The 25,898-nt window shown below is 54.0% G+C and carries 34 protein-coding genes and 1 pseudogene; 5 read left to right on the top strand and 30 right to left on the bottom strand.

What is annotated here, in order from left to right; genetic code table 11:
• The 5 genes from A6301_RS05115 to A6301_RS05095 all read right to left on the bottom strand — a co-directional run bounded on the left by A6301_RS05115 (window position 1) and on the right by A6301_RS05095 (window position 4,987).
• A complete protein-coding gene (locus A6301_RS05115; protein WP_234257268.1) occupies window positions 1-2,793 on the bottom strand; it encodes a phage tail tape measure protein in 2,793 nt (930 codons plus the stop codon).
• Window positions 2,786-2,905 (bottom strand): GpE family phage tail protein, encoded by a 120-nt coding sequence (locus A6301_RS05110; protein WP_051902953.1) that lies wholly within the window; start codon window positions 2,903-2,905, stop codon window positions 2,786-2,788. The genes A6301_RS05115 and A6301_RS05110 overlap by 8 nt, the downstream gene beginning before the upstream one ends.
• Before the next feature lie 14 nt (window positions 2,906-2,919).
• Window positions 2,920-3,216: a phage tail assembly protein gene (locus A6301_RS05105; RefSeq protein ID WP_234257267.1), complete on the bottom strand. Its 297-nt coding sequence runs from the start codon at window positions 3,214-3,216 to the stop codon at window positions 2,920-2,922.
• A gap of 67 nt (window positions 3,217-3,283) precedes the next feature.
• Entirely contained in the window at window positions 3,284-3,805 is a 522-nt protein-coding gene (locus tag A6301_RS05100; RefSeq protein ID WP_234257266.1) for a phage major tail tube protein, read from the bottom strand.
• A gap of 12 nt (window positions 3,806-3,817) precedes the next feature.
• On the bottom strand, window positions 3,818-4,987 hold the full coding sequence (locus A6301_RS05095) for a phage tail sheath protein (RefSeq protein ID WP_234257265.1): 1,170 nt from the start codon (window positions 4,985-4,987) through the stop codon (window positions 3,818-3,820).
• 423 nt (window positions 4,988-5,410) lie between these two features.
• Between A6301_RS05095 and A6301_RS05090 the strand changes: the two genes are divergently transcribed.
• Window positions 5,411-5,629 carry a hypothetical protein gene (locus A6301_RS05090; protein ID WP_234257264.1) on the top strand — a complete coding sequence of 73 codons (219 nt, stop codon included), beginning with the start codon at window positions 5,411-5,413 and terminating at the stop codon, window positions 5,627-5,629.
• A gap of 421 nt (window positions 5,630-6,050) precedes the next feature.
• Here the strand turns inward: A6301_RS05090 and A6301_RS05085 are convergent, their stop codons facing one another.
• From A6301_RS05085 to A6301_RS05050, 8 genes are read right to left on the bottom strand one after another with little or no spacing between them, the layout of a single operon-like run.
• Window positions 6,051-7,271, bottom strand: a complete 1,221-nt coding sequence (locus A6301_RS05085; protein WP_234257263.1) for a hypothetical protein — start codon at window positions 7,269-7,271, stop codon at window positions 6,051-6,053.
• A 4-nt stretch (window positions 7,272-7,275) separates the two neighbouring features.
• Entirely contained in the window at window positions 7,276-7,581 is a 306-nt protein-coding gene (locus A6301_RS05080) for a hypothetical protein (RefSeq protein ID WP_234257262.1), read from the bottom strand.
• Window positions 7,582-7,589: 8 nt separating this feature from the next.
• The gene (locus A6301_RS05075) at window positions 7,590-7,817 is read right to left on the bottom strand and encodes a hypothetical protein (RefSeq protein WP_215484474.1); all 228 of its coding nucleotides are present in this window, start codon (window positions 7,815-7,817) and stop codon (window positions 7,590-7,592) included.
• Window positions 7,818-7,830: 13 nt separating this feature from the next.
• Entirely contained in the window at window positions 7,831-8,793 is a 963-nt protein-coding gene (locus A6301_RS05070; protein WP_234257261.1) for a phage tail protein, read from the bottom strand.
• Entirely contained in the window at window positions 8,790-9,401 is a 612-nt protein-coding gene (locus A6301_RS05065) for a phage tail protein I (RefSeq protein WP_234257260.1), read from the bottom strand. The genes A6301_RS05070 and A6301_RS05065 overlap by 4 nt, the downstream gene beginning before the upstream one ends.
• Window positions 9,394-10,302 carry a baseplate assembly protein gene (locus A6301_RS05060; protein ID WP_234257259.1) on the bottom strand — a complete coding sequence of 303 codons (909 nt, stop codon included), beginning with the start codon at window positions 10,300-10,302 and terminating at the stop codon, window positions 9,394-9,396. Before A6301_RS05060 ends, A6301_RS05065 begins: the two co-directional genes overlap by 8 nt.
• Before the next feature lie 3 nt (window positions 10,303-10,305).
• A complete protein-coding gene (locus tag A6301_RS05055; protein WP_234257258.1) occupies window positions 10,306-10,650 on the bottom strand; it encodes a GPW/gp25 family protein in 345 nt (114 codons plus the stop codon).
• Window positions 10,647-11,282: a phage baseplate assembly protein V gene (locus A6301_RS05050; protein ID WP_234257257.1), complete on the bottom strand. Its 636-nt coding sequence runs from the start codon at window positions 11,280-11,282 to the stop codon at window positions 10,647-10,649. The genes A6301_RS05055 and A6301_RS05050 overlap by 4 nt, the downstream gene beginning before the upstream one ends.
• Window positions 11,283-11,422: 140 nt before the next feature.
• On the opposite strand from A6301_RS05050, the gene A6301_RS05045 reads away from it, so the two are divergent.
• On the top strand, window positions 11,423-11,767 hold the full coding sequence (locus tag A6301_RS05045) for a type II toxin-antitoxin system RelE/ParE family toxin (protein ID WP_234257256.1): 345 nt from the start codon (window positions 11,423-11,425) through the stop codon (window positions 11,765-11,767).
• Complete coding sequence (locus A6301_RS05040) at window positions 11,767-12,066, top strand: helix-turn-helix domain-containing protein (RefSeq protein ID WP_234257255.1); 300 nt, start codon at window positions 11,767-11,769, stop codon at window positions 12,064-12,066. The genes A6301_RS05045 and A6301_RS05040 overlap by 1 nt, the downstream gene beginning before the upstream one ends.
• 28 nt (window positions 12,067-12,094) lie before the next feature.
• Here A6301_RS05040 and A6301_RS05035 read toward each other — a convergent pair whose 3' ends face one another.
• The 12 genes and pseudogenes from A6301_RS05035 to A6301_RS04980 all read right to left on the bottom strand — a co-directional run bounded on the left by A6301_RS05035 (window position 12,095) and on the right by A6301_RS04980 (window position 18,209).
• Window positions 12,095-12,724, bottom strand: coding sequence for a phage virion morphogenesis protein (locus A6301_RS05035; protein ID WP_234257254.1), 630 nt, complete (start codon window positions 12,722-12,724; stop codon window positions 12,095-12,097).
• A complete protein-coding gene (locus tag A6301_RS05030) occupies window positions 12,717-13,172 on the bottom strand; it encodes a phage tail protein (protein ID WP_234257253.1) in 456 nt (151 codons plus the stop codon). The genes A6301_RS05035 and A6301_RS05030 overlap by 8 nt, the downstream gene beginning before the upstream one ends.
• Complete coding sequence (locus tag A6301_RS05025; RefSeq protein WP_234257252.1) at window positions 13,166-13,378, bottom strand: hypothetical protein; 213 nt, start codon at window positions 13,376-13,378, stop codon at window positions 13,166-13,168. Before A6301_RS05025 ends, A6301_RS05030 begins: the two co-directional genes overlap by 7 nt.
• 27 nt (window positions 13,379-13,405) lie before the next feature.
• A complete protein-coding gene (lysC, locus tag A6301_RS05020) occupies window positions 13,406-13,684 on the bottom strand; it encodes an Rz1-like lysis system protein LysC (protein WP_234257251.1) in 279 nt (92 codons plus the stop codon).
• Window positions 13,605-13,943, bottom strand: a pseudogene (lysB, locus tag A6301_RS05015) (Rz-like lysis system protein LysB); the annotation flags it as partial. The gene lysC and the pseudogene lysB, both read right to left, overlap by 80 nt.
• A gap of 20 nt (window positions 13,944-13,963) precedes the next feature.
• Window positions 13,964-14,446, bottom strand: coding sequence for a glycoside hydrolase family 104 protein (locus A6301_RS05010; protein WP_234257250.1), 483 nt, complete (start codon window positions 14,444-14,446; stop codon window positions 13,964-13,966).
• A complete protein-coding gene (locus tag A6301_RS05005; protein WP_234257249.1) occupies window positions 14,439-14,726 on the bottom strand; it encodes a phage holin family protein in 288 nt (95 codons plus the stop codon). Before A6301_RS05005 ends, A6301_RS05010 begins: the two co-directional genes overlap by 8 nt.
• A 3-nt stretch (window positions 14,727-14,729) precedes the next feature.
• Window positions 14,730-14,933, bottom strand: coding sequence for a tail protein X (locus A6301_RS05000; RefSeq protein ID WP_234257248.1), 204 nt, complete (start codon window positions 14,931-14,933; stop codon window positions 14,730-14,732).
• Window positions 14,933-15,436, bottom strand: a complete 504-nt coding sequence (locus A6301_RS04995; RefSeq protein WP_234257247.1) for a head completion/stabilization protein — start codon at window positions 15,434-15,436, stop codon at window positions 14,933-14,935. The genes A6301_RS05000 and A6301_RS04995 overlap by 1 nt, the downstream gene beginning before the upstream one ends.
• Before the next feature lie 91 nt (window positions 15,437-15,527).
• On the bottom strand, window positions 15,528-16,187 hold the full coding sequence (locus A6301_RS04990; RefSeq protein WP_039288302.1) for a terminase endonuclease subunit: 660 nt from the start codon (window positions 16,185-16,187) through the stop codon (window positions 15,528-15,530).
• A 2-nt stretch (window positions 16,188-16,189) separates the two neighbouring features.
• Complete coding sequence (locus A6301_RS04985) at window positions 16,190-17,305, bottom strand: phage major capsid protein, P2 family (RefSeq protein ID WP_234257246.1); 1,116 nt, start codon at window positions 17,303-17,305, stop codon at window positions 16,190-16,192.
• 49 nt (window positions 17,306-17,354) lie between these two features.
• Window positions 17,355-18,209: a GPO family capsid scaffolding protein gene (locus A6301_RS04980; RefSeq protein WP_039276167.1), complete on the bottom strand. Its 855-nt coding sequence runs from the start codon at window positions 18,207-18,209 to the stop codon at window positions 17,355-17,357.
• Between the two features lie 139 nt (window positions 18,210-18,348).
• Here A6301_RS04980 and A6301_RS04975 point away from each other — a divergent pair, with 139 nt between their 5' ends.
• Complete coding sequence (locus A6301_RS04975) at window positions 18,349-20,118, top strand: terminase ATPase subunit family protein (protein WP_234257245.1); 1,770 nt, start codon at window positions 18,349-18,351, stop codon at window positions 20,116-20,118.
• The gene (locus A6301_RS04970; RefSeq protein WP_234257244.1) at window positions 20,115-21,134 is read left to right on the top strand and encodes a phage portal protein; all 1,020 of its coding nucleotides are present in this window, start codon (window positions 20,115-20,117) and stop codon (window positions 21,132-21,134) included. The genes A6301_RS04975 and A6301_RS04970 overlap by 4 nt, the downstream gene beginning before the upstream one ends.
• Window positions 21,135-21,167: 33 nt before the next feature.
• Here the strand turns inward: A6301_RS04970 and A6301_RS04965 are convergent, their stop codons facing one another.
• The 5 genes from A6301_RS04965 to A6301_RS04945 form a co-directional block, all read right to left on the bottom strand.
• On the bottom strand, window positions 21,168-21,908 hold the full coding sequence (locus A6301_RS04965; RefSeq protein ID WP_215484489.1) for an HIRAN domain-containing protein: 741 nt from the start codon (window positions 21,906-21,908) through the stop codon (window positions 21,168-21,170).
• Window positions 21,901-22,824 carry a hypothetical protein gene (locus A6301_RS04960; protein ID WP_234257243.1) on the bottom strand — a complete coding sequence of 308 codons (924 nt, stop codon included), beginning with the start codon at window positions 22,822-22,824 and terminating at the stop codon, window positions 21,901-21,903. The genes A6301_RS04965 and A6301_RS04960 overlap by 8 nt, the downstream gene beginning before the upstream one ends.
• Window positions 22,825-23,578: 754 nt before the next feature.
• Window positions 23,579-23,917 (bottom strand): hypothetical protein, encoded by a 339-nt coding sequence (locus A6301_RS04955; protein ID WP_234257242.1) that lies wholly within the window; start codon window positions 23,915-23,917, stop codon window positions 23,579-23,581.
• Window positions 23,918-23,929: 12 nt separating this feature from the next.
• Window positions 23,930-24,193: a hypothetical protein gene (locus A6301_RS04950; protein WP_234257241.1), complete on the bottom strand. Its 264-nt coding sequence runs from the start codon at window positions 24,191-24,193 to the stop codon at window positions 23,930-23,932.
• A 3-nt stretch (window positions 24,194-24,196) separates the two neighbouring features.
• Window positions 24,197-25,898: replication endonuclease (locus A6301_RS04945; RefSeq protein ID WP_234257240.1), on the bottom strand; the 1,702-nt coding region annotated here is incomplete at its 5' end.

The raw sequence follows: 25,898 nt of genomic DNA, 5'->3' as shown, positions 1-25,898 counted from the left end.
TTATTCACCTCCCTGATAACTGTACTGACTGAATGCGCGTGACCGTGCCGCCCGTTCCCGCTGATCAAGCTGGCGTGTGACCTCTTGCGCGATGTCCTGCGCACTCTGTCCGGGTTGAGCAACAATGCTAATCGGCGCATGAATGCTGATGGGTGACGATGCCGGGCTGGCCTGAACCGTCGGGGCTATCGGGCGATAGGCTGACATGCTCATGGCGGCTGCGGCCATCGCCGCCGTGTTTTTGCGGCTGGTGACGTTAACCGGCCCCTCAACGATTTCCGGGCCATGTTCACCGACGACGGCAAACTCTCCCAGCTTGATCCCACCGCCGTTATCGCGTACACCGCTGTAGCGATCTGCAATTGATTGCGCATCCTTACCCTGCGGGGTTGGAGCGCGGCTCACGCCCACGTTGAGTGCGGCGGCTTCCTGTGGGGGCATGATTTTATCGGCAGTCGGGAGGTTTTTGGATTTCTCATCAACCAGCCCCAGCTTCTCCAGCAGCCACGATACGCCGGATTTCAGCGACTCCAGCGGGTGCATAATGATATTCAACCCGCTTGCCAGTGCCTCACCAAAGCGTTTCCCCATGCTGGCTGCGCCGTCCAGCTCGGCGGCGGTTGATTTAACGGGCGTCAGCAGATCACCAAACCAGCCAAACAACGCCCTGATTTTGTCACCAATCCACGTAAAGACAGGCTGGAGCGGTTCGAACGCTGCAATAATGGGCGCACTGGCGGCAACGAACCCCGCCACCACACCGCCGATAAATGCCTTGATGGGTTCCCAGTATTTCCAGATAAGCAGTGCGCCGCCGACAATGGCCGCGACAACCAGCCCAACTGGCGACAGCAGGACGCCTAACGCGCTGCCAATAAACATGATCCCGGTGCGCAGCAGTGCTAACGGCGAGGTCAGTGCCGAGACTCCCGCCCGTAGCAGCGTCAGGGGGGCTTTTGCAATCCAGAGGATTGCATTGCCGAGTCGGCTTAACCTGCCTGACAACGACGCAACGCCGTCTGTTCCGGCGAACCGTAATCCGGCACTCAGTAAACCCGCTCCGGCAATCAGGGCGTTAATCCCGCTCATGACAGGCCACGCAATCAGCCCCAGCCCGCCCAGCACGGTAATCAGCGCCGTGGCTGCGCCAGCCACCATCACAATCTGGCGTGTCAGCTCCGGGTTAGCCTTGACCCATTCATTGACGCGGGTTAACCATGCCGTCGCCGCTTGCGTGAGCTTACGCAGTATGCCGTCGTCGTCGTTGAACAGGTTGAATCTCAGGCTGGACATTGCCCCCTGAAGCCGCCCGATATCCCCTTCGAGGTTATCGCGCAGGGTATCCCCCATGCGGTCAGCCGCCCCGGACACATCACCCAGCTTGTTTTCGGTTCCGGCCAGTGCGGCCAGAAATTTCGGTATCTGGTCAATCGACAGGTCTTCAATCGGTGTACCAAACAGTGCAATGGCAGCATTGGCGCGCTCTGCCGGGTCTTTGATTTTCAGCAGTCCCTGTGCGGTTTTCTGCATCGCAACCCGCGCCTTGCTTCCCCCGCTGGCGATGGCGTTAGACATTTTGGCGGCATTGAGTCCTGCGGCGTCATACGCCTCAATGCTTTTCTTGGACATGTCCGATCCACGGATTGAGAATTCCTTCACCGCGTCGCCCGTCTTGTCCAGCGCGAACTTGCCTTGCTGCGCCATCTCCACTAACAGCGTCATCGCTTCCGAACCGCTGAATCCCATATTGCGGAAGTGGGTCGAATACTCGTGCAGGATTTCCGGCAGTTCACCGCGCATCTGCGCAGACACGCGCTGCATCCCGGATACCATTAAATCAAACGCCTCGTCGCTGTTTTTAGCGAGGCCGTTTTTCATCATGATCGCCGCTATCTGGATACTCTCGGTTGCCTCACCGCCCAACGCCGCCTGCATGTCCAGCGCCTTACGCGATATCCGCGTCAGCTCGGTTTCCCCCACATCGCCCAGCGCCCCCAACGTACTGCGCACCGCCGCCACTGCGTCGGCTATCTGAGCTAGGTCATTACTCACGCCAGAGGCGTTAACCTCTTTAATGATGCGGGTGTACTGTTTGCCGTCGGTGGCATTCCCGCCCGTCTGTGCGGCGATGCGCGCACCGTGTCCATCGGCTTCAACGCTGGGCGCAATCAGGCGGCTTTCCGCATACAGTGCCGCCGACCCGGCCGCAAATGCCGCCGCCCCCGTATTACGCACCCCGGCAGTAATGGCCTTGCCTTGCTCATAACGTTTACTGACCGCGTTCAGCCTTTCCTGTTGCTGGCTCACACGTGCCAGCGCTGCACGTTGTTGATTCAGGGTATCGTTAGCGGCGGAAATATCCGTCCTGAGCTGACGTTCAGCGCCAGACAGATTGCGCGTATCGATGCCTGCCTCACGCAGTGCGCTGCGCTGGTTCTGCACGGACAGCCGCAGGCGGTTATGCTGGGTCTGTAATTCCGCCGCTTTTTGACGCGCCTCTTCCAGCGCTTTGGTTTGGGCGCGAGTGGGGTTAGTGGTATTGCGAAACGCCACCGCCAGTGCGGCCGCGTCGGCCTTGGCTTTTTCCAGCGCCTGACCTGTGCTTGCCAGTTGCGCGCTGGTCTTTCTGAATCCCTCAATACGTTTTGCCTGCGCTTCCAGCGTTTTCAACTGCTCTTGTGAACCCTGAATTTCACCGGATAGGGTTCGCGCCGCATTCTGCACGGCACGAAACGGGCGTGTCGCCTGATCGACGGCACGCAACAATACGCTGAGTTGTAGGCTGTTACTCATTGGCATGTCCGCTACGTTTGAGCGCTTTATCGCGCCACAGGATCAACTCGGTGAGGGTCATCGGGTACAGCTCGGATGGCGGCCAGTGAAAAATCACGGCGATATCCGCCATCAGTTCATCTACCGTCAGGCTTCGGGGGAGGTTCCCTGTTGCGATTTCGGCGTCAAAAAACCGATCACCTTGCCTGCAATGGCAATCATATCCGGTAGCTCCATGCGGGTGATTTCGGCTTCGGTCAGTGCTGGCATCGTCATGCGCGGCAGCACTTTAATCATCGCGTCTACGTCCGACCCGGCCAGCGCCGCCAGACTGACGCCGCGCAGCGTTCCGGTAGTAGGCTTAATCAGGGTGACCGCCTCGATCAGGGTTTCGCCGCGTTTAATCGGGGTTTCCAGCGTTACAACGTTGTCGTCTTTGTTCATGATGTTGCCTCTGTGTTCAGATAAAAAATAGAAAGAAGACGGCCAGCGCCGGGCTGGCCGGACAGGGTTACGCCAGACCAATCGCCCGACGGTGCTGCTCCATCGTGTCAACACCGACCACACGCTCAATCATGTTGATGGTGTCAATCTCGATCATCTCTTCGCCGTCGATGGTCAGCTTGTAATACGTGCATTGGGTTGACACTTTGGTTTCGGTGGCTTCCCCTTGCTTACTCTCGCCGCCGTCAATTTCTTTATGGCGGCCACGCATCACCACTTCTACAGCCGAAATTTCCCCGGTATCGTCACGCTGGTATGACCCGGTAAAGCGCAGCAGCACCTTATCGGCACCCGGTGCGGCGTACTGACGCCACAGCGTTTTATCTGCCAGACCGCCGAGCGTCCATTCCATCGCCAGTGCGTCATCATCCAGCCCAAAATCAATGGGTGCGGTACCGTTCATGCCGCCGCCGCGATAGTTCTCCAGCTTGCGCGTGAGTTTTGGCAGCGTAACGGCAGTGGCGACCCCCATGTAGCTCATCCCGTCGTTAAACAGGTTCATAAATTTCAGATTGCGAGGCAGTGCCATAGCATTAGCTCCTTAGCTGTTGACCGACGCGGCCAGATTCACCAGATATTTATCCGTGATGCGCTGGCGCAGGGTGAGATTTTCCAGAGGGGGAACGGGGGTATAGTCATAATCGATATACAGTTTCCCGGCCTTGAGCGTGTCTTTATCGTTGGCGGTTTCATCGAACCAGCAATCCGCGTCAATGATGTAGCCGCCGGATTTCAGTTCGCGAAACTTGGCCTTGATACCCTCGATAATGTCTTTGATAAGCGTTGGCGTAACGGGCTTATCGACCGCCCACATATGCGCTTCGGCCATCGTATCGGCCAGCACTTGCGCCGTGCGGGTGTAGTTCTCAAACAGGAACAGCGGATCATCAGAACAGGTGCGGTTACCCCAAAAGCGGAAGCCATCTTTGCGAACCAGCGTGGTGACACCCGCCTGATTCAGCAAATCCGCATCGGTGCCGGGTGCCTGCAAATCCCAATACACCGATGCGCTGATGCCCGTCACGCCATTCACGCCGACGTTAGACAGGGTTTTATGCCATCCTGTTTCTTGGTCGATTTTGGCGCGCAACCCCAGAGCGCGGGCAGTTGCATACGCTGTGGTACTGGCGTTGGCTGTGGTATCCCACGCGATAAAGTCCGGCCAGATCACCATCAGTTCACGCTGGCTGAAGTTCTCGCGGTAGTTGATTGCGTCCGACAGGGTTTTGCAGCCCCATGCACTGACGTAACCGAATGCACGCAACGACTGACAGACGGACGCTAACGCGGTGGCAACGGGTAATGAATCCAGCCCCGGCGCACCGAGAATGCGCGGCTTCACGCCTGTTACCGACATGGCATCTAACAGGGCTTTCATCCCGGTGTATTTGCCGTTTTCGTCACTGCCGCCGATCACGTTGCTGATGGTTTCGGCCTCGTCTTTGCCCTCTGCCACGCGCACCACAACGGTGACGGGCTTTGATTGGTCTGCGATAGCTAACAGGGCAGCGGCCAGCGTGCCTTTTTTCCCGGCCTTGCCAGCGGCAGACAGCACGTTGGTAATCAGTACCGGGGTATTGAGTGGAAAGGTGGCCGCGTTGGCGTCCGGTGCGGTACACACCATGCCGATGATCGCGGTGGAAACAGTGGAAATAACGCGCGTGCCGTCGTTGACTTCGACGACCTGCACGCCGTGGTGAAAATCACTCATTTAGCTGACTCCATAAAAATAGGCAAGGCTATTGTGTTGTGTGAGTCTGGGGCGGGCGAGTCATGCTGGTACGGTGGGGGCTGACACAACATAGAGGCGGAAAACAGGCACAAAAAAAGCCCACCGTCTCGCTAACGGTGGGCTTTGCTTTCCCTGATATCATTATTGTTTTAAAACCATACACATAATGACATCGTAGTTGACTATTTTATAAACGTTTATACAGATCGATTAAGCGTTATTGATCGGTCGCAGCGATCAATTCTCTAAAATCTCGGTTTTGGAGAGGTGTGGTTTTCTGCTCGGCAACGTATGATCCTGAATGAGCCAATCATAATTGAACATCACATATCTGAATTGAATGTCGATTCATGTATTACAGACGTGATGATCGTGTGCATTGCGTCAATCGGGGCGTACAGTGTGGGGGATGTATTGATGTGTCCAGCCGCACTGGTTTCAATTGCAGGCGCATCACGATATTTACCGTTAACCGCAGGGGTGTCGAAAACGCATATTCAATTCAATGTCCCCAACCGCGGTTTTTTTGGTGGTGATAAATTATCAGGTGGCGGGATTGTTATCGGAACACAAAATGAATTGGATAACTGGGCAGCAGTTTTAAAAATAATTAATTTTTGAAAATTATCAACTTATAGCGGCACGGGTGAAATTACCCCGTGCCACAGAAAGACATGCAGGTTATATAACGCGCAAACGAAATGGTGCGCTGATGACGTTTGACTTCGGGCGGAGCGGTTCAGCAATCCCGGATGACGCTGGGCTATTTGTAGCTAATCCATCCTTTCCCGCATAAATTCCGATTTTACCGTCTGACGTTACCGTCACAAATATCCCGCGTGAAAAATTGCTCTCGAAATACCACGAACAGTCTAACCAGCGATCCACATTATCGGATGACGTGATTTTGATTTGAGGAATAAATGAAACCGATTTTCCTGTATGCGGATTTTCATAAACTAGCGATTCGCCCCGTTCTATCGTCCGTGGCGCTGATTCCGTGCCGCCAACATACAAAAATTCCTCGTCTCCAAAACCGACGTTATTCAATGCGCTGAAATAGCGTAACGCGACGAGACCCTGATTCTGTGCTGGGTAAGCGCCCTAAACAACGCCACACACCAATAAGCGCCATAGGTGATGAAATGGTGATTCCTGCTGCGTTATTTGGTGTCAGATAACTACCGTCTACAGATGAGCCGAATTCAATTATTCCAGCCGCAGGATTGCAATGCGCAAACGTTAGCGAGCCGATTTCTCCTGCCTCTCCAAAACCGAGGTTTTGTGGCGTGAGGTTGATATCTGCTGACCCGTCAAACGCTACACCATTAATCTTACGCGGCGTTGCCAGTTTGATGGCAGCGGCAGCAGTCGCAGACTTCATCAGATAACGCCCATCTGATTCTGTTTTATTCCACGCATCGACATCACTGGCTAATAAATTGACGTCAGCAGACAGCGGCTTTCCGTTGATTTTAATTGAACGTAGCGCATATTTTTGCGCGGCCTGCGTATCGGTTAACGCCCCAACATCCCCAGCGCTCAGGGAAATATCTGCTGACAGCGCTTTACCGTTGATCTTACGGCCAGATGGCACGCGGCTATTTGCGTTGGTGTTGGCATTAGTCGCTGCGGTAGCGGCATTGTTCGCGGCAGTTGTCGCAGCGGCAACGCGGGTATCGGTTTCGGCTTTGGTATACGCGCCCACATCCCCCGCACCTAGCGTAATATCTGCCGACAGCGCTTTGCCGTTGACGGTTCGACCAGACGGCACGCGGCTATTTGCGTTGGTGTTGGCGTTAGTCGCTGCGGTAGCGGCATTGTTCGCGGCAGTTGTAGCAGCGGCAACGCGGGTATCGGTTTCGGCTTTGGTATACGCGCCCACATCCCCCGCGCCCAGTGTGATATCTGCCGTCAGCGCTTTGCCGTTAACAGTACGCCCGGACGGCACACGGCCATTGGCGTTCGTATTGGCGTTAGTCGCTGCGGTAGCGGCGTTGTTTGCAGCAATTGTGGCAGCCGCGACGCGGGTATCGGTTTCGGCTTTGGTATACGCGCCGACATCCCCTGCGCCCAGCGTGATATCAGCAGATAGCGCTTTACCGTTGACAGTGCGGCTCGATGGCACACGGCCATTGGCGTTCGTGTTGGCATTGTTCGCCGCTGTCGTGGCCGCAGACACTCTCGTATCAGTTTCAGCCTTGGTGTAAGCGCCGATAGATTCAGGTGTGATCCGGATAATTTTCCCTGTTGGTTTCGCCATGTTGTTATCTCACAAATTCAATAGATACCATGTCTGAACTTTTCACCGCCTCGGCCAGATACACCGTATTGGCTTCAACGGTATAGGCATACCCCAGCGGCTGGCCGACGCCATTAACATGCACGGAAATCACCGCCACATTGCCAACAGCAAACGCGCTTTCACCGCCTTTAATGACTGGCGTGATACTTTCAATCACCAGCGCGGCGTTATCCCCTTTTTCACCGTCATTGACTTTGAATGACACGGCGGGAAGGGTTTTGCCGTCACTGGTTTTAAATGTCAGTGAAACTGTGCGGCCAGCAGCCATGTATTACCTCACGTATTCTCAGTGATTTTTACTTCAACACCAGTGATACTGACGCCGTTATTACCCGGCGTGCCTTTTAAGTCAGTTAAATATTGCGCTTCGGTTTTACTGGCATTACCCGGTTGTGCTTTCCACACTTCATAAGCACTTGCGCCATCCGAAACATCGAATGCCGCTGGTAATGTTTTTCCATCAGACGTTTTAAAATTTAATGTCACTGTACGTTTAGCAGGCATAACTCTCTCCCGATTAATTAATTTGTGTATTCACATCCACACCGTTTATTTTTTGCAGCGCTGAATCGGGCAAAAAGATGCCGTTATCCTTTCCGGTTGAAAGAATATTTCCGCCATCAGCGCTCAAAAAAACACGGCCAGTTAACGCGTTTATTTCTTTGCGTAATTCGGCTACTTCATAATTAAAATCGTCCGTACTGCTGCTGGCAGTCCGTTGTGTCGCTATTGGTGCTGGAAACACCACGTTAATAAAATCTCCTTTTCGTAATGGTTCTGGGAATAACAGTCTGTTGCCGTCCAACGAAAATGAATAATTCAATGCCTGTTCAATCCCGTTGATAAACACCATCGCAGCGGTAAAGGTATAAGGCAGGATGGCTTCCACTTCGCCGCCCGTGGCTTCATAGCGCCACGCGGTTAAGTCGGTTTTTAAGGCATATTGCGGGTGTGGGTTTTTTGCTGCAATGTGTTGCGCCAGCAGCGTATCGGCATAGGCTTTCACCTCTATCACGGCGTTATCGACATAGCCCCGCGTTGCCAGCACGACCGCTGGATCAATTTTCAGCGTCACGGCGTCAGTGCTGCTGACAATCAAAATCATGCGCACGGTCTGGATGCGGCCGCTACCCTCCTGCAATTGGGGCTTGTACGTTTCCGGGCAGTTGGCAACCGCAATCAGATTGCCGTCGTCGTCAAACAGACCAATTTCACGTATCCACCATCCCCCCTCGTTTTCGGGGATCACCTGCTCGGCGATAATCTGGCTGGGGTTTTTCGGGTCAATGCTCAGGCCATTCAACGCCGCACGGCGTTTTTCGTTAATCAGCGCCGTTTGTGCCGGGTTGGGCATAGGTAACGTTCCGCCACCGTCTCCGACGGCCATCCGGGTAAGGTTCAGGCGGCTCCCCAGCGCGGTGGCATTCGCCATTTTGGCCGCGCCGATGTTGGTTAACAGAGCAAAATAGGTTGCGCTCATGCGGTTACGCTCACGTTGTCGATTAAATGTAATGCTGCCCCGGTCACGTTCAGACCGGACACAGTAATCGTTTCAGGGAAATAGGGGTAAACGGTCAGCTCGTCGCCGCCGTAGGACAAGGCAGCAACATAGGCCGCGCCTTGCGTGTCGAGGTTAATATTTAGCCCCAGCAGGTGCCGAGAGGCGGGTTTGGCGTCGGCAATCAGCCGCTCCAGCTCGTAAAAGGTTTCTTCGGTGATACCGCTATCTTGCACGCCGATGTCCAGGCGAAACGTGCCTGGCTCTCCGCCGTTCTGAAACCATTCACTGATACGGATCAGATAACCAAACGGCTCCACCACACGCCGCAGCGCGCCAATCGTGCCTTTGTGACGGTGGATAAAGAACGCATCGCGGATCACCTGACGTTTCACGCTCTCCGGCCACGCCTCATCCCAGCGGTCAACGGAAAACGCCCACGCCAGATACGGCAGCAGGTTAGGCGGGCAGGTGTCCGGGTTCCACAGCAGACGCAGGGGAACGGGTACGCGGGTAATCTCGGCACAGGCGGTGGCGGCGGCCACTTCCAGCGCAGACGACCCGACAGGCAGCAGGCGGGTATCACTCATCGGCACCGCCCACACCCAGCCGATAGCCGGAACAATAGGACGCCTGCGCGTCGGTCAGCACAATATCAGCGGCGGGTGTCGTCAGCTCGACCCGTTGCACGCCCTCGACGTGCAGCGCAGCGTAAATCGCCGAGCGACGAATATCCCGCCCTAATCGGTGCTGCGCACTGATGTAGGCTTTCAGCTTCTGCTCGGCCGCAGCGCGAACAGGCTCTTTTTCCGGTCCCGGATACAGGTACAGCGTGGCGTCAATCTTATACGGCACAATAGCGGCAGACTGTACCGTCACCCGGTCTGCTACCGGGCGCACGTCTTCACCGTTCAGCGCAGCGGCCACGATGGCGACCAGCTCCGGGCTGGCGCTGCCGTTGCCCTCGCGTGACAATACCGACACCGTGACGCTGGCCGGGCTGGGGCTGATAACCGACACATCCGCCACACGCCCGTCGGCGCTGCGTCCGTGATACTGATACGCACCGACCGACCCGGCCACGCTTAAGCCCTCGAAAGACTGCTGGATGCGCAGGCGAAAATCGCTGTCGGACTCCATCAGGGCAGGCGTGGGCGGCAGGGTCGAATTGTCCGCCGGGGTGATAACCAACCGGGAGACGCTGAAATTTGCACCGAGCTGGTCGAGGTCATTACCCTGTGCAAACGCCACCATCACGGCGCGTGCCGCTTCATTGACGCGCTGGCGCCACAGCAATTCACGGTAGGCGTTTTCCTGTAACAGCTTGACGAGCGGGTCTGATTCCAGCGTCAGCGTGCGTGCAACGGCGGCGCGTTGGTCTTCCGGGTAGAGCGATAACAGCATGGCTTTGCGCTCGGTGTAAATCGCCTCGTAGTCCAGTTCTTCCACCACGGCAGGCGCGGGAAGCTGGCTTAAATCAATCATTGCCATTGGTCAGCTCACAGGAACAGAAAGGAAAAAGGCGTTGCTGTCAGCCAGCGCGCCTGTGATATCAACGTACAACTGACCGTCGAATGCGCTGGTCAGATTGATGCCTGTCAGCGTGATGCGCGGCTCCCAGCGCAGCAGCGCCATGTAACACGCGGCCATCACCTGCAATTTCACAGCGGGATTTTGCGGCTGGTCGATCAGCGCCGACAGCAGCGAACCGTAATCCCGGCGCATCACTCGTGACCCGACGGGCGTAATGAGAATATCGCGCACGCTCTGGCGAATGTGTTCGATATCACCGAGCGTCTGACCGCTGTCACGGCTCATGCCGAGGTAACGCGCGGTCATAGTGGCGCACCTGTTGTGCCGCCGCTGTCGCCGGGGTGTTTGTGGGTGTGCAACACTTTCCCATTGGACGACAGCGACCCGCCGGAATGCTCTATATTGCCGCTCATCGTGCCGCCTTGTTTCACCTCCAGCGTTCCGGTGATCAGCTTGTTGGTGCAGACCACTTCGGGCGTGTCCAGCGTGATACGTGTTGATGCCCTCACTGTGACCAGCGGCACCGTGGCAGTAATGGATTCAGACGCGGTGATATCGGCGGTTTTAATCCCGCTGACGGTCAGCGCCCCAGTGGCGGGTTCGTACTCGATAATCGCGCCGTCGGGAAAGCTGACGTGATACGCATCGGCAGAAACTGACGGCGCGGGGTTGTCATCGGAATAGATGCCGGGCAGCACAAAGGCGGTGTCCAGTTCGCCGCCGATGGACAGGATCAGCACCTGCTCACCGATGGACGGTGCCCACCAGTCGCGGGAGCGTCCGGCGCGACGCGTCAGCCAGTTCAACCAGCCTGTGGTCATGTCTCCGGTTTGTACCCGGCAGAGGGCGTCCGCTGTGTTGACGTGGGTCACGACGCCGACACGGATCAGATTGCGCAGTAAGCGCTGGATTTCGGTAAGGGTGGCTTGTGTTTTCATAAGGGAAAGGATGCCGCCGGGGACAAGTCGCGGCAATGCAATGCGGTTTGCTGGTCTGCCAGACAACAAGCAACTTGTATATTGACAAATAAGCCACAGCTTATATTATATAAGTCATAGCTTATTATGGAGTGGTACGAATGTGGACGGTAATTTTAACGGAACGATTTACCGCATGGTTAGAAGAACAGGAAGGTTCTCTACAGGAAAAAATGGCTGCTGACCTGATGCGCCTTGAATTTTATGGCCCACAGCTTCCCCGCCCCTATGCTGACGGTGTGAAAGGCTCACGTTATCGCAATATGAAAGAGTTACGCGTGCAACATGCCGGGCACCCTATTCGTGCTTTCTTTGCCTTCGATCCCGAGCGTCAGGCCATCGTGTTGTGCGCCGGGGACAAAAGCAATGATAAGCGGTTTTACGACACCATGATCCGTATCGCGGATGATGAATTTACCGAACATCTAGCAAAGAGGAATCACTAATGAAAACGCTCAAAGAATTTATTGCGGCGCAGTCACCGGAAAGTCAGACCCGCATTAAAGAAATGGCCGATGAAATGATTCTGGAAACTGGCCTACAGATGTTGCGGGAAGAACTCCAGCTTTCACAAAAAACCGTTGCCGATGCGATGGGGATTAAACAGCCCGCGATCACTCAGATAGAACAGCGCGGAAACGATGTCAAACTGGCAACGCTGAAACGCTATATTGAAGCGATGGGCGGTAAGTTAAGTCTGACGGTTGAACTACCAAACGGCGGCGGTCGGGTATTCCATATATGAATGAAGCCCCGCATTCGCGGGGCTTCATTCATTGGCTCAGATGTTGAATCACCAAATCGTTTACCCGCTCTTTGTCTGTGCGGGTTATGCCTAAAAGCTGACGTTCAGGGTACTGGATTTCTTTGTTATGACCGCGTTGTTTCTCTGCCTGCCCGTAATGGTGGATCTCAGCAACCCGCCGCGCTTTCTCAGCAAATTTCACCGTGGCATCGTTAGGCGATGCCGCTGCCAGCATGTATTTATTCTTCACAAGCTGCTGAAACATCCGGGCTTTGGCCTTGCCTGAACGGGTGTTCACTCGCTCTTTCTTCACTTCAACAAAGCGCTGGATATCACTCAGGTAAAACGAGCGGATGGCTTTTCTGTCCATGTCATACCCGGTGAATAACGTACCAAACCGGGCTTTACGCTTGCGCCAGTTTTTCAGGCTCCGCACTTCACCGTTCCACAGGATTTTCATTCCTCGCTGAACGGTGATGACCTGCGCCTTGCGTTGGGTAAATGTCTCCCCCTCTGGGCTTTTCTGCTTACGGATACGGGCTTGGTTGGTTTTTCGCAGGTCGTTAGCGATATTTCTTGCTAACGTTTTTCGGCTGGCAGGGGACAGTTTCGCCAGCAATCCCGCCAGTTCATCATCAAACGGTTTCAGCTCATTCATGCCACGTACTCACTAACTCACCGCTGATGTACAGCGACATCGGACGTTCGACGGGAACGGGTAACGGCGGCTCTGGCGCGTGGGTCACATGCAATGCCTTATCAACCTCTTTCACAATCACCCGTTCGGTGAGTTTCAGGCTGATACTGATATCACAGCTCCCGTCATCGTTAATGTCAGCAAGGTAGGTAAAACCTTTCCGGTCATTGGCAATGTCTGGCTGATTCTCCCGTAACCACGCCTGAATCGGCACCAGCAGCCAGTCGATATTATTGGTAAAATCCGTGATAACCAGATTCAGCGTGTACTGATTCTCAAACGACAGCGACGCGGCCAGCGTGGACACCACCGTGCCACTGTCGATAAAGACATGCAGCATGTCGGGGTTATTTTTCAGTACCGGCACCGCATCACTTAAGGCGCTGCGCAGGCTGTTGGGTTTCAGCATGGTGCGTCCTTTGCTGCGGTATGCTCGTAACGGGAAATTGTTTTACCGAGGCTGTTCATGACATACGCCACATCCCCCGGATTCAATACAATTCGGCCATTCATGCCAGATACAGCAATGTTTTGTTTTGCAGGGCTGTAACCTACGCTTACACCACTGTGGATCTCTTCACCGCCATTAAGTGAAACTACTTTTACTGTTAACATGCTTACTTCTCCTTTTTGTTTTAAATATTAATAACTTATTTTTCTGCCAGCATCGTGTTGTTCCTGACAGTGTTTGATGGTTTCCACCTGTAGCGCACAGCTCACCAGTGCGCCTTCTAACTGGCGGTTATCGGCGCTTAAGTCACCGTTGGTTTCCGGGCGGCTGCCCGGTATCGGGCAGCTCGTTACCTTCGGACAGCCAACGTAAATAATCGTCGGGGTTGTCAAAGGCGGGGCGGCGGTGCAACCGCTTAACATCGTCAGGCAAATTAGCGCTGTACCAGCGGCGTAAATCGGCGTTTTCATTAAGCAACCTCGTTAGTGTACGTTCGCGCCCGGCGGCCAGTTGCCCGGCCTGTGACAGTTTCGTGCGGAGTTCCGCCTGTGCCTGTTCGTTGCGCCGGGCGTTGTCCTGCAACGACCCGATAGCCGCAGACTGTGCCAGTAGCGTGTCTTTTTGCTCGCTCAGGGCGATCCCCTGCTGGCTTACTGTGTGCTCTGCGCGGGAAAGCTGCCATTTATTGACGGCCACGATGCAGAGCAAACACGCAATGACCAGCGCCATAAACTTTCCCCCTGAGCTCATCATGCCAGCGTTCCTCCGGCCTGCTGGTACACCAGAAGCAGCTTATCAAGGCTGTGTTCACGCTGACCGTAACCCGCTCTCGGCAACGACGCCCAGATATTCCGGCACTTGGAAATCGCCCGTTCAATGTCACCGCGTTCGATATCGGCCAACGCTTTTCGCTCGTTAATCAACTGCACGGCCAACTTGTCTTGTGACGCCGGGCTGAAATCCGGCAGCTTCATTCGCTGCTGATAATGCGGCCAGAAAAGATAAAGCTGTTGATAACGCCCGGATGCCGTGGACTTCTCACCCCGACGGTTAAACACTTTCGCCGGACGGCCAAACGCAAACGGGTGATCGCGGTAGTCGGTGAAAATTTCCGGCTTGCCATCCAGTCCGGTGACGATGACGTCATAGCCGTGATTGCGCGTCAGCGGGTGCGTTGCCGTTCCTTCGGAAAAGGCCAGCATATCCAGAAAGGCCGTCAGATTTTTACTCATCGGTTTTCTTCCTTTTGTCCAACTGACTTTTAATCAGTAATTCAATCGCCTGATAGCCCGCTATCCCCAATGCGGCACCAATGCCATTGATAGCGACGGGGGACAGGGTAGGAAACTGCACCAATGCCACGCCTGCCACCATCGAGACAAAGCCGCCCAACAAGACGCGACCAATAAACAGGCGCAGCGTGACAGGCTCGCCACCTGCCAGCACTTTTCCGACGACGATCAGCGCGCCGATCAGGAATAAGGACAAAATACTTTTATCGGGTTCGTTCACGGTTTACTCCCATAATTGAACGGACTCACGGACAGGGGCGGCAGCAATATCCGGCAGGGTTACTGCGGTGCCGTGGGGCAGTATTGCCCCGAATTCAGCCAGCCCCGGATTAACCGCTAACACCGCCTCAACGGCACCCTGCGTGCGCCCGTAGTGGCGATAACACAGGGCGTCCAGCGTGTCGCCCTGCTGTGCGATAACGTTCATCAGATATGCCCGATGATGCAGCGGGGCTTATCCTGCAAGTGGCTGATTGACCAGCGCGCATCGCGCCACAGCTCATCAATCGTGCCGTCGAGCGCATCGGCTTTGCGGTCACCTTTGGCGCTGGCGTCATAGCTTCGGTAACGCTCGTACAGCGTCGCCGTAGTGATAGAGCTGACCGCACGCAGGTAGTGATGATGCTTTTCGCTCTGGCCGTCGAGCTGCTCGGCCGGAACGTCGGCAAGCCGGGTAAACCCTGCCGCCCATTGCGCTTTTCGGTACTCGAATAGCTCGGCGTTGACCTCGGCAATCGCGGTTAACGCAGCATGGCGCAGACGCTCCGGCGTGACGGTGTTTTCAAGGCGCATCAGCGTGCGCAGCGTTCCCGGCTCCACGTCCGGCCAGAAGAAGGTGTTTTTGATTACGGCATCCTGTTGCGCGGGCACAGGAATAACCACCGCATCCGGGCGTGGCTCCGCTTTCGCGGGAAAAATCATTGTCGTCATGACAACCTCAAAATAGGTGGGCGGTGGACACAGGCTCAGAAAACGGATAACCGTTCCGGCCTGTGTGCCGCCCGGCGCGGGGCGCGTTGGGTTAACGGCTGGCCGCTGCTTTACGCAACGCCGTTTCCAGCCGCTCTATGTCTTTTTTCACACCGCTTCGGCTATCAAGCTGAAAGGCGCGTTTCAGGTGAAACAGGGCTTGCTCTGGCTTGCCGCTGCGCAAGATCAGGCCGATGATTTTGTGCAGTTTGGCGCGCACTTGGTCTGGCATGTCCTCTGTATCGGTCAGCGTCAGCGTGTCGATCAGCAGGTCAATGTTGACCGCTTGCCCTGCGGTATGGGCGCGGGTCGCCGCGTCGGCCACCTCTTCGGCTAACAGGTACGGCGTCGGGCGGGTGTACCCCTCTGGCATCACCAGCTTGTGCGCGATGGCATAACGGGCAATCTCCAGCGCGCCGGGGACGTCCCCGGCATCGAGCTTCCACACCATGACCGTCATCAACACCGCATCCTGTGCGCCGCGACCGTTTGCCAGCACACCCGCGACCCACGGCGCATAGCTGGGCAACAGACCGCTTTTCATTTCGGCTTTACGCTCAATGGAGCGCACCTGTTTTAACGTGCGTTTGTCAGCCGCAAGCCGGAACAGCATTTGCTCGTACCCGGTGGCCTGTCGCAGCGGATCATTCTCCCGCTGCGACGCCTCAGCAGCCGATACCCGCATCATGTGACGCTGGGCGGGGCTTAACATGCTTAGGCTCCGGCGTTATCGGTTGAGGTTTCAGTACCTGACGCGGCAGGTTCAGCCGCTTTTTCCGCTTCTGGTGGTTTCGGGAACTTACCGAGCTGGATGTTTTCGATCACGCAGCCTGCGCCGTAATCTTCCACGACGTAATCCTGTTTAATGGATTCGTAGTTTTCGATACGGTCACGCTTGGCAACCTCTTCAATGTGGCGGCGGTGACTGTCGTCCATGTAGTAGATAGACAGGTTATCCAGACGGGTGATCATCAGGGAATTGGCCGGGAAGTACGGCACGCGCACGGCAGGTAAATTGCCGATACGCTTCTGGCTAATGATGACGTCAGCGGCCAGCATTTCGCTGTTTTCCTGTTGCTTGTTGACCAGCGGGAAATATTTGTCAGACAGCAACTGACGGCCACAAATCACCACCAAATCTGGGTCTTCCTGATGCCATTCGTCGATCATGGTGTTGGTCGCATCCATCACCAGCGCGTCAAGGCTGACATAATCGCCGTTCTCACCGACGCGAATTTTTTCGGAAATCACTGCGCCATCTTCACCTACGACTTTACTCATCACGCGCTTAGCGGATTCGTTGCGGTATTTCTGCAACCAACCCACGGCCACATCCTGCAATAGCGGATATTTAGCGCGGTCAGAGGTCGCGGCACGTTTCACGCCGTGCCAGCCTGCCATGATGTAATCCAGTGACTGACGCTTGGCGATGGCGTTACGCAAACGCAACTGGAAATCCTGAAAACGCGCCCACAGGTCAAGCGTGTTGTATCGGATATGGAAATCAAAGTTCATCTGTTCGCACTTGTACTGGCGCGCTTCCAGACTCAGCAAGTCGGCGGTTTCACGCTCGTCACCGCTTGACGTATCCGTGGTGCTGGCAACCGACCCGGACACACCGAGGCCGATTTTCTCCCCGGTCAGCTCGGAAACAGGCACGATGTTGATGCGGGTCAGGAAGTCGGAGGACTCTTGCACCACTTCCATCAGCGACTGCGTGACGGACGGCTCAACGCTGAATTTTTTACTCAGGGTTTCCACTTCAACGCCATTCAGCGCCGCAAGCTGGGTCATGTAGGCATTAAATTTAAAACGGGTCTCTTTACGCATGGTTTTTCCAGTTCTTTTTGAATAAGGGGATCGAGGGACATTGCCCCAGTTAGCAGTTGGTCAGCAACGAGGCTTCACCGTCGCCACCTGTCGCCGCCGGGCGGCGCGTTTGCGACAGGCTTTCGGTGCCGTCCAGCGTCGCTTTAAGGTCAGTGATTTCCTGTTTTGCCTGCTCGGTCTGGCGGGATGCATCCTGCTTGTAAACCGCAAGGTCAACTTCAATCTTTGAAATGCGCTGATAGACATCACCAAAGCCGCTCTGGACATGCTCACCCACCGCAGCCACTGCCTCATGCACATCATTAAAACGGGCGTCATCGCCGGATTTTTGGCGGCTCAGTAGTGTTTTGATGCGAGACAACAGCGTCGGCTCCACGTCCGGCAGGTCTTCAAACTCCAGCGTCACTTCGGTAGCGACAGAAAAGAGGTTTTCCGGGGAGGATTTACGGGTTGCCAGCGGGTTGAGTTTTGCCTTTGCACTGAATTCCAGCATTTCCGTGCCTAGGCTGGCCGGGTCATCGGTGACCGCCAGACCGACCAGATAGCTCTTGCCTGTGTTGGCAAAATTGGGCTGGATCTCCATAGAGGTATAGATTTTCTGTCTGGCTTCATTCATTGCCACCAGTTCATCTGTCGGGGTTATTTTGGCGAACAATGCCAGCTTGCCACTGATAGCCGAATCATCATCAATCGTCTCTGATTTCAGTTCGACTACATCGCCATAGCGGCGAAACGGGCTGTCAGGCAACAAGCCTTTCAGGTGTTCAAGGTTGATGCGGCAACCATAGACACGCGGATCAAACGTATCCGCCATGTTTTGAATATCGTTCGCGTCAATCACGCGACCATCGCAGGTGTCACCTTCAACACCGACGCGGAAAAACTTAGAAACTTTCTTTGCCATTTTCTCATCCGTTGTTTTCTGGAAGTCGGGGCGAGTATCCGGCGTGGCACTATGCCGCGCCATCAATCACGGTTCGCTAACCGCTGGCACAACAGGCACTTAAGGCGGTGAGGGGCGGCGCTGACGTAGCCTTGCCGTCATGAATACCGCCATCGATACCACCATCATCAGCGACCCACGACGACAGGCGGCTTTGCTCTATTGGCAGGGCTTTTCGGTGCGTCAGATTGGGGAAATGCTGAACCAGAAAACGCCGACCGTTCAGAGCTGGAAGCAGCGCGACGGCTGGGACGCTATTGCCCCGGTATCGCGTGTTGAAGCCAGTCTGGAAGCACGGCTAATTCAGCTCATCATGAAGACGAAAAAGGAGGGGCATGACTACAAAGAAATCGACCTGTTAGGCCGTCAGATTGAACGGCTGGCGCGGGTAAACCGCTACAGCCAGACGGGTAACGAGGCCGATCTCAATCCCAACGTGCGCAACCGCAACAAGGGCGAACGCAAAGCGCCAGAAAAGAACCTGTTCAGCGAGTCGGCTATCGAGAAGCTGAACGACATTTTCCTGAGTGAGATTTTCGAGTACCAGCGCGGCTGGCATCAAGCCGGGCTACAGCACCGTATCCGCAATATCCTGAAATCGCGCCAGATTGGGGCGACGTTCTATTTTGCGCGTGAAGCCCTTATCGATGCGCTTACTACCGGGCGTAATCAGATTTTCCTGTCAGCGAGTAAGGCACAGGCTCACGTCTTTAAAAACTACATCATCGATTTTGCCCGGCTGGTCGATGTTGACCTGAAAGGCGATCCGATGGTGCTGCCGAACGGGGCGCGCCTGTTCTTTCTCGGCACCAATATCCGCACCGCGCAGAGCTATACCGGAAACCTGTATCTGGATGAATATTTCTGGATACCCAAGTTTCAGGAGCTGCGCAAAGTCGCCAGCGGCATGTCGTTGCACAAAAAATGGCGTTCAACCTATTTTTCCACGCCGTCGAGTCTGGCACACAGCGCCTATCCGTTCTGGTCGGGTGAGCTGTTCAACAAGGGGCGCAGTAACAAGGCCGATCACCTCCATCTGGATTTAAGCCATGCCAACCTTTCCGGCGGCGTGCTGTGCGGTGACGGCCAGTGGCGGCAGATTGTGACGGTAGAAGATGCGCTGTCCGGGGGCTGTAACCTGTTTGACCTCGACCAGCTCACGCTGGAATACAGCCCGGCAGAGTATCAAAACCTGCTGATGTGCGAGTTTGTCGATGATAAAGCGTCCGTATTCCCGTTTGAGGAATTACAGCGCTGTATGGTCGATGCGCTGGAAGAGTGGGAGGACTTCAACCCCTACGCGCTGCGCCCGTTTGCCTATAAACCTGTCTGGATTGGTTACGACCCGTCACACACGGGCGACAGCGCGGGCTGTGTGGTATTGGCACCACCGCAGGCACCGGGCGGTAAGTTCCGCATTCTGGAGCGCTTCCAGTGGAAAGGCATGGATTTTGCCGCACAGGCCGACGCTATCAAGCTGCTGACGGAAAAATACATCGTCGAATACATCGGCATTGATGCGACGGGCATCGGTCAGGGCGTTTACCAGCTTGTGCGCGGCTTCTTCCCGGCGGCACGTGAAATCAAATACTCACCCGAAATCAAAACCGCGATGGTGCTCAAGGCAAAAGACACCATCACCAGCGGACGGCTGGAGTACGACACCAGTCACACCGACATCACCCAATCGTTTATGGCCATACGCAAAACCATGACGGCCAGCGGTAACCGTACCACCTATGAAGCCAGCCGCAGCGAAGAAATCAGCCACGCCGATGTGGCATGGGCAACCATGCACGCGCTGTTAAACGAACCCCTGACCGCGATTAACGGTCATGTCCCTGTCAGCATTTTGGATTTTAACGAATGAAAAAGCGCAAATATCGCAAATCCCAATCAGCGCCTGCCAACCCGCCGCAGCCGATGGAAGCATTCACCTTCGGTGAGCCGTCCGCCGTTCTCGATCGCCGCGACATTCTGGACTATGCCGAATGCATCCATAATGGCCGATGGATTGAGCCGCCGATCAGCTTTAGCGGTCTGGCTAAAAGCCTGCGCGCCGCAGTACATCACAGCTCACCGATCTACGTGAAACGTAACATTCTGGTGAGCACGTTTATTCCGCACCCGTTATTGAGTCAGCAGGATTTTAGCCGCTTTGTGCTGGATTATCTGGTGTTTGGGAATGCGTTTCTGGAAAAGCGGTTAAATCGGGTAGGGGGCTTATTGCGGCTGGAGTCCAGCCCGGCCAAATACACGCGACGCGGGGTAGAGGACGATGTTTACTGGTTCGTGCAGTCATTCAAAGAGCCACACCGCTTTGAACCGGGTAGCGTGTTCCATCTGCTGGAGCCGGATATCAATCAGGAAATGTATGGCCTACCGGAATATATCAGCTCGTTGAACTCAGCTTGGCTGAACGAATCGGCGACGCTGTTCCGGCGCAAGTATTATCAGAATGGTGCACATGCGGGTTACATCATGTACGTGACCGATGCGGCACAAAGCGGCACCGACGTAGACAAGTTACGCGCCGCGATGAGTAATACAAAGGGACTGGGGAATTTTAAGAACCTGTTTTTCTACGCCCCCAACGGCAAGCCGGACGGCATCAAGATTGTGCCGCTCAGCGAGGTGGCAACGAAAGACGACTTCTTTAACATCAAGAACGCCAGCCGTGACGATCTGCTCAGCGCCCACCGCGTTCCGCCGCAGATGATGGGGATTATCCCAAATAACACAGGCGGTTTCGGGGATGTGGTAAATGCCAGTCAGGTGTTTGTCAGGAACGAACTGACGCCGTTACAGGAGCGGATGAAGGAGATTAATAACCTTATTGGGCAGGAAATAATTGCTTTCCGAAGCTATAAACTTACCGAAGAATAAAAAAAGGGTTCACCGTGTGGTGAACCCTTTTTATTAATCAATCAACTCGAATTCATTGTGTAAGTTGAACATTTCTCGATGAGAGTGAGACACGTGTCCTTTGATTTTGCATAACAAACGGTAGTTATGCGGCGCGTCATTACTGATCTTCTCCACCATTAAAGAAACTGCTTTAGGATTGATAATCAGCAGGCTCTTGATTACTGTTGCAAAGTACCGAGGGCAGTACCCTACAATCTCGGCTGGTTTGTCAGCGCGAACTACAACAGCCTCCGAATCATAAGCATTTTGCAAATCCAAGCATAACCTAAGCACTTCGCCCGGCTTCAATTCGGAAACTCGTTGGTTTGCCCTTTCATCAAGATAACCGAGCCCATGAAGGAAGAAATAATGTTCAAAGCTGCCATCTTCTTCAAGTTCGATTTTCTTGAAAATCTGCAAATTATCTGTACTTCGCATACCGCCAGTACGTGCCAGAATCTCAATAGGCTTGGCGTCTTCATCATCAAGACCTAGCCAAGACATAAAGCGAGGATATTCTGGACGCTTTGGGGAAAGCAGTCGATTTTTGAATAACGGGAATAATTCTTCCGACACGTAAGTTTCGCTAACGTCATTCATTCCACTGAACTTAGTGAACTTGGTCGACGAGAGTGCCCCTTTGGTGTACTTGAAGACATAACCCGATTTACGCTCCTGCAAGTTACCAACGACATGCCAGTCGCGAGTATCTGGCGCCTGCCATGCAACATAAACTGAGTTAAAGTTATTCATCTTCTAAAAGCCTTCTTCTGTTTTCTATAACCATCAAGGTTGCGAATTTTCGTGCGCTCTCAGAAATGCATTCTGCTGGCACGTCATTGAAAACCTTGGCTATAGATTCTTCTGACAAGCTGTGCAACTGAGAAAGCCAATATTGGTTGGCCACATCTCTGCCGATAACAGATTGCCTATATGCATCTACTGTAAGCAATGGTCGTTTGTCTGTTTTTGTTTTGAAAAGCTCTGACCTTGCTCTTCTAACGAAATATGGTATCTGGCGGTTTCTATCACGAGAGCTAAATCGTTCTTGACGCTCGGTATCGACCAGTTCTCTACCTAAACTTGCTGCATGATCGTATGTAGGACATAAAAATTGTTCTCCTGTTTCATTATTGAGCATAATTGCCCAATTTTCATGGTGCCTGTCTTGATTGCCTATCAGTGCATCAAGCATGAGGTAGCCACAAAAAACATCAGCAGCATTAAGCCCAGTAAGATCATACGAACAAAGTGGTGGCTGTATTGCTTGCCTGTCTAAACAGGCTAGTACTCTGCTAACAGTATGCTCTCTGACCCGAACAGGTTTTTCGCCCGGTTGGATTGGTTCAGGGTAATCAGTTGAAGTACTATGTAGGACTTCATTCCCCATTACCATGCGAAACTGGTCTGGTATCATATTGGGCGAGATGATCCCTAACCGACCATATGCTTGTGCTAACTCATAGTCAGCATGCGGGATACCCAATAAATGACACAATTCAGCAGCACATTTTTCAGACCAATGTTCGCCAGTCTCAGCCCTTGAATACTTAAACAACCATGGGTTGGTCTCTTTATCAACATAGTGGAACCAAAATTTCTCTTTAGTTCCTAACTGCTCAATGTCGCTAGCTACCGGCGTGATGAACTGTATGAAATCATATGACATTACGCATCCCTACATTCTTCACCTGAAGTCGAGGGCGGATATTCTACAGGCAAGTAGGGTAATTCCCAACTGCTATTAAATATAGCATAGTACTGTTGTTATATACAGTATTTTGTGTGGCAACCAAATACACTCAGATGTTTTCTAATGGATTTTCACCGTTTCATTGTTCTGTTCTCATGTGTATTCCCACTTGACACTGGCACACACTATGCTTCCCTCGCGCGCAATGCTATCCCCGCCACGCCTGCCCGCTTTGTGTGTCGCTTTTCATGCACTCGCACGATCCAGCGCGATCCGCGCCAGCTATGGCGTTAACGGGGATAAATAGGCAGTAGATCATCATGCAAAATCATGCGGGTTATGCATGCATGGCTAAAAGACGGCATCCTCTAATCGTTTTTTCAGGTATTCGACCAGTTCCGACTTGTCACTAATCTCTCGATACTCTCTGGTTTCTATCGTGCCGTTCGCCAAATCCGCAATGATTGACATCGCGGTTTTTAATTCGTCTACATCGCACTGAGCCACTAACGATATGTCTGCGATTAACTGAACTCGCGACAAAACGGCCTGTATGTGTTCCGTGTTTTCCAAGGGATGCCATTTCCTTATTTTTACTGTATGCGTATACAGTATTTTACATATTGAAATTTTCGTCAATCACTTAGTGTGCCACGAGTGATTGATTGGTTATGCGTTCATCACAGCAAAGTGGCGTGACATGTCACTAGAACATTTCACGCCGAGGCATTCACAGAATTAACTTTAAATCATGCCAGCCTTGCGTATTCCAGCACTCAGATGCACCAGACAGGCAGCACTCAGAAACGGGTAACTTCTCCCAGCATTTCTGGCATTTACGCTGACTTAGCTCCGCTATTTTTTGCTGTAGGGCTGCGGCATCCTGACGAATTAACGTGGTCAGGTACTCGTCGATATCATACGGTTCACGCCCCGGACGACGCAGGGCGCAGTTGCGCTTAAGCATTTCCAGCTCTTGCGCATCAACGTGGATCTCGACTTTTACCACGCCAGCATCACGCTGGCGTGCGCGCTGGGCGGCTTTACGTTCGGTGGGGGATTTAGACATTCTATTTAATCCTTATCCTGCTGTAGCTTCCACCGGTGATGGGAATTCTATATTACCCTCAATGTGAGCACCTGCTACTCGACACGCTGGCGACCAGTCAGACGCCTTGCCTGTGTCCAGCGCCTGTACAACGTCTTTGTATTTTCTCAGGTCGTATAGGTAAATATACGCATCGCCTGTGGTGTAGAAACCAATTTTCTCTGGCGATGGGCAACGGTTCAAAACGTCCTGCACGTCAGCTACCCATTCCCGTTCTTTCTTTGTTAACTTACCCATGCATCAAACCTCCATCTGATTACTGAACCCCGGCCACTCATCAGCCGCCGGGTATGAAATAAGTTCGCCGTCTATCTTCATTTTTGCCCCACGCGCCAGTGCTTCCAGCTCCCAGCGTTGAACACTGATAACTTTCAGGGACAAATCACGCTGAATGCGGGGTATCCGCTCCCGTTCTTCGCCCGTTAATCTGGCTGACGGTGACGGATCGCGGAGGGTATTGGGGTTAAAGTCGCGCTGTTTATGATTCTTCCTGACGGATTGCTCACGCAGACGCATTCCTAGCGCCCTCACAGCCGCGTCGTCATTCCAGTCAATCGGTGGGTTATCGGTTTCTGATGTCGTCGCTATGCCGCTGTTTTCGGCCTGCGTTTTGACATTTGCGCCTGACCGTTGAGAACCCAACCCACAGTTATTGACAGGACTCCGAGGCGCGCCGGGGGCGCTTTTTAAAGTCAAAGGCTCAAGGTCAACGGCTTTAGAAACAATGCGCCATTCGGTTGTACGGGTTTCAAAAACATGACCTTCGCCCAAATGCGGGGCGAAAATCCCGACAACCTTTTGCACCTCTTCGTCATACTCGTTGAGCTTGTCCGATACCCGGCGTGCAACACGCACCGTTTGCAGTTCGCGGGAAACATTCGCGCCACCTTGTGCGGCCATGTATGCGGCAAAGTCGCCAGCGTCGGCAGCAAAGCGAACCGATTCGACCTGCTCGTCAAACTGGTCAGAGAGATTGACGCTGCGTAACGTGCCGCTCCGGCATTCGCGGTAAGCGCCCATTGTGGGGATACCGATAGGTTTAAATTGGGGGATGCGCCACGTTGACGCCCACGCGGTGACGGCGGCGGCCATATCACGCAATGGCTTTCCGGTTTCGTCGTCCAGTTGGCCGTCCAGCGCGTAGCCGTCAATATTCTTTGCGATGTACTTAGCGATATAGCCAGCCGCACCGCCTTTATTGAGGTGTTTACACTCAAAGCGGTACTTAGCCGCGCCGCGCTCGTCGCCGTCTTCTTTCAGGGCGTAGCGGCGCATAATGTCGATCACAGCTTGACGATGGACACGCTTGCAAAACAGCATCATGTGCCAGTGTGGCGTCCCGTCGTGATGAGGTTCGACAACGCGCATCCCGTAAACTTTCAGGCCTGCGTCTTTAAATGCCGTGCGCATTTTGCTCCAAATTTTGACCAGATATCGCTGGCCGTCTTTCGGCGTAAACGCTTCGTTGTCCCAGCTCCGGTTAAACTGGACTGTCTCGTTTTCGCCCTTGCCGATCACGCGGGTCGGGTGATATTTCGACGGGGTCGTGATGGTGATAAACATCCCAACGTCTCGCTGTTCGCTGGCGTAACGCTCCACTCCCGCGATGGTACTCATTAGCTCCATACGGCGGATTTCTGGGTTGGAAATACTCGCCATTACCTTGTCGATCAGGTCGATACGTTCACCAGTTGCGACGTTCTCCAGCTCACAACTTTTCAGGTAATCCATGTTAGCGAGGCGACGCGCCTGTACATCGCGGATCGCCATTTTGCTGGCATACGGTGACGCCTTTTTACTGACCTGACCGACGGCAATCATCAGCGCTTCACGCCAGCGGGTGCGCTGGGCTTTAAGCTGGCGAACCCACCATTCCTCATTAATCAGGCGGGACACGCTGGCTATTGCCTTGCGTATATCCAGCGTGCCTTTGCGGTAGTTC

Origin of the sequence: Pectobacterium sp. IFB5596 (assembly GCF_021432585.1) — a bacterium.
Classification (GTDB): domain Bacteria; phylum Pseudomonadota; class Gammaproteobacteria; order Enterobacterales; family Enterobacteriaceae; genus Pectobacterium; species Pectobacterium punjabense.
Note: the sequence above shows the minus strand (reverse complement) of the source record. Positions and strands in the feature narration are given on the sequence as shown.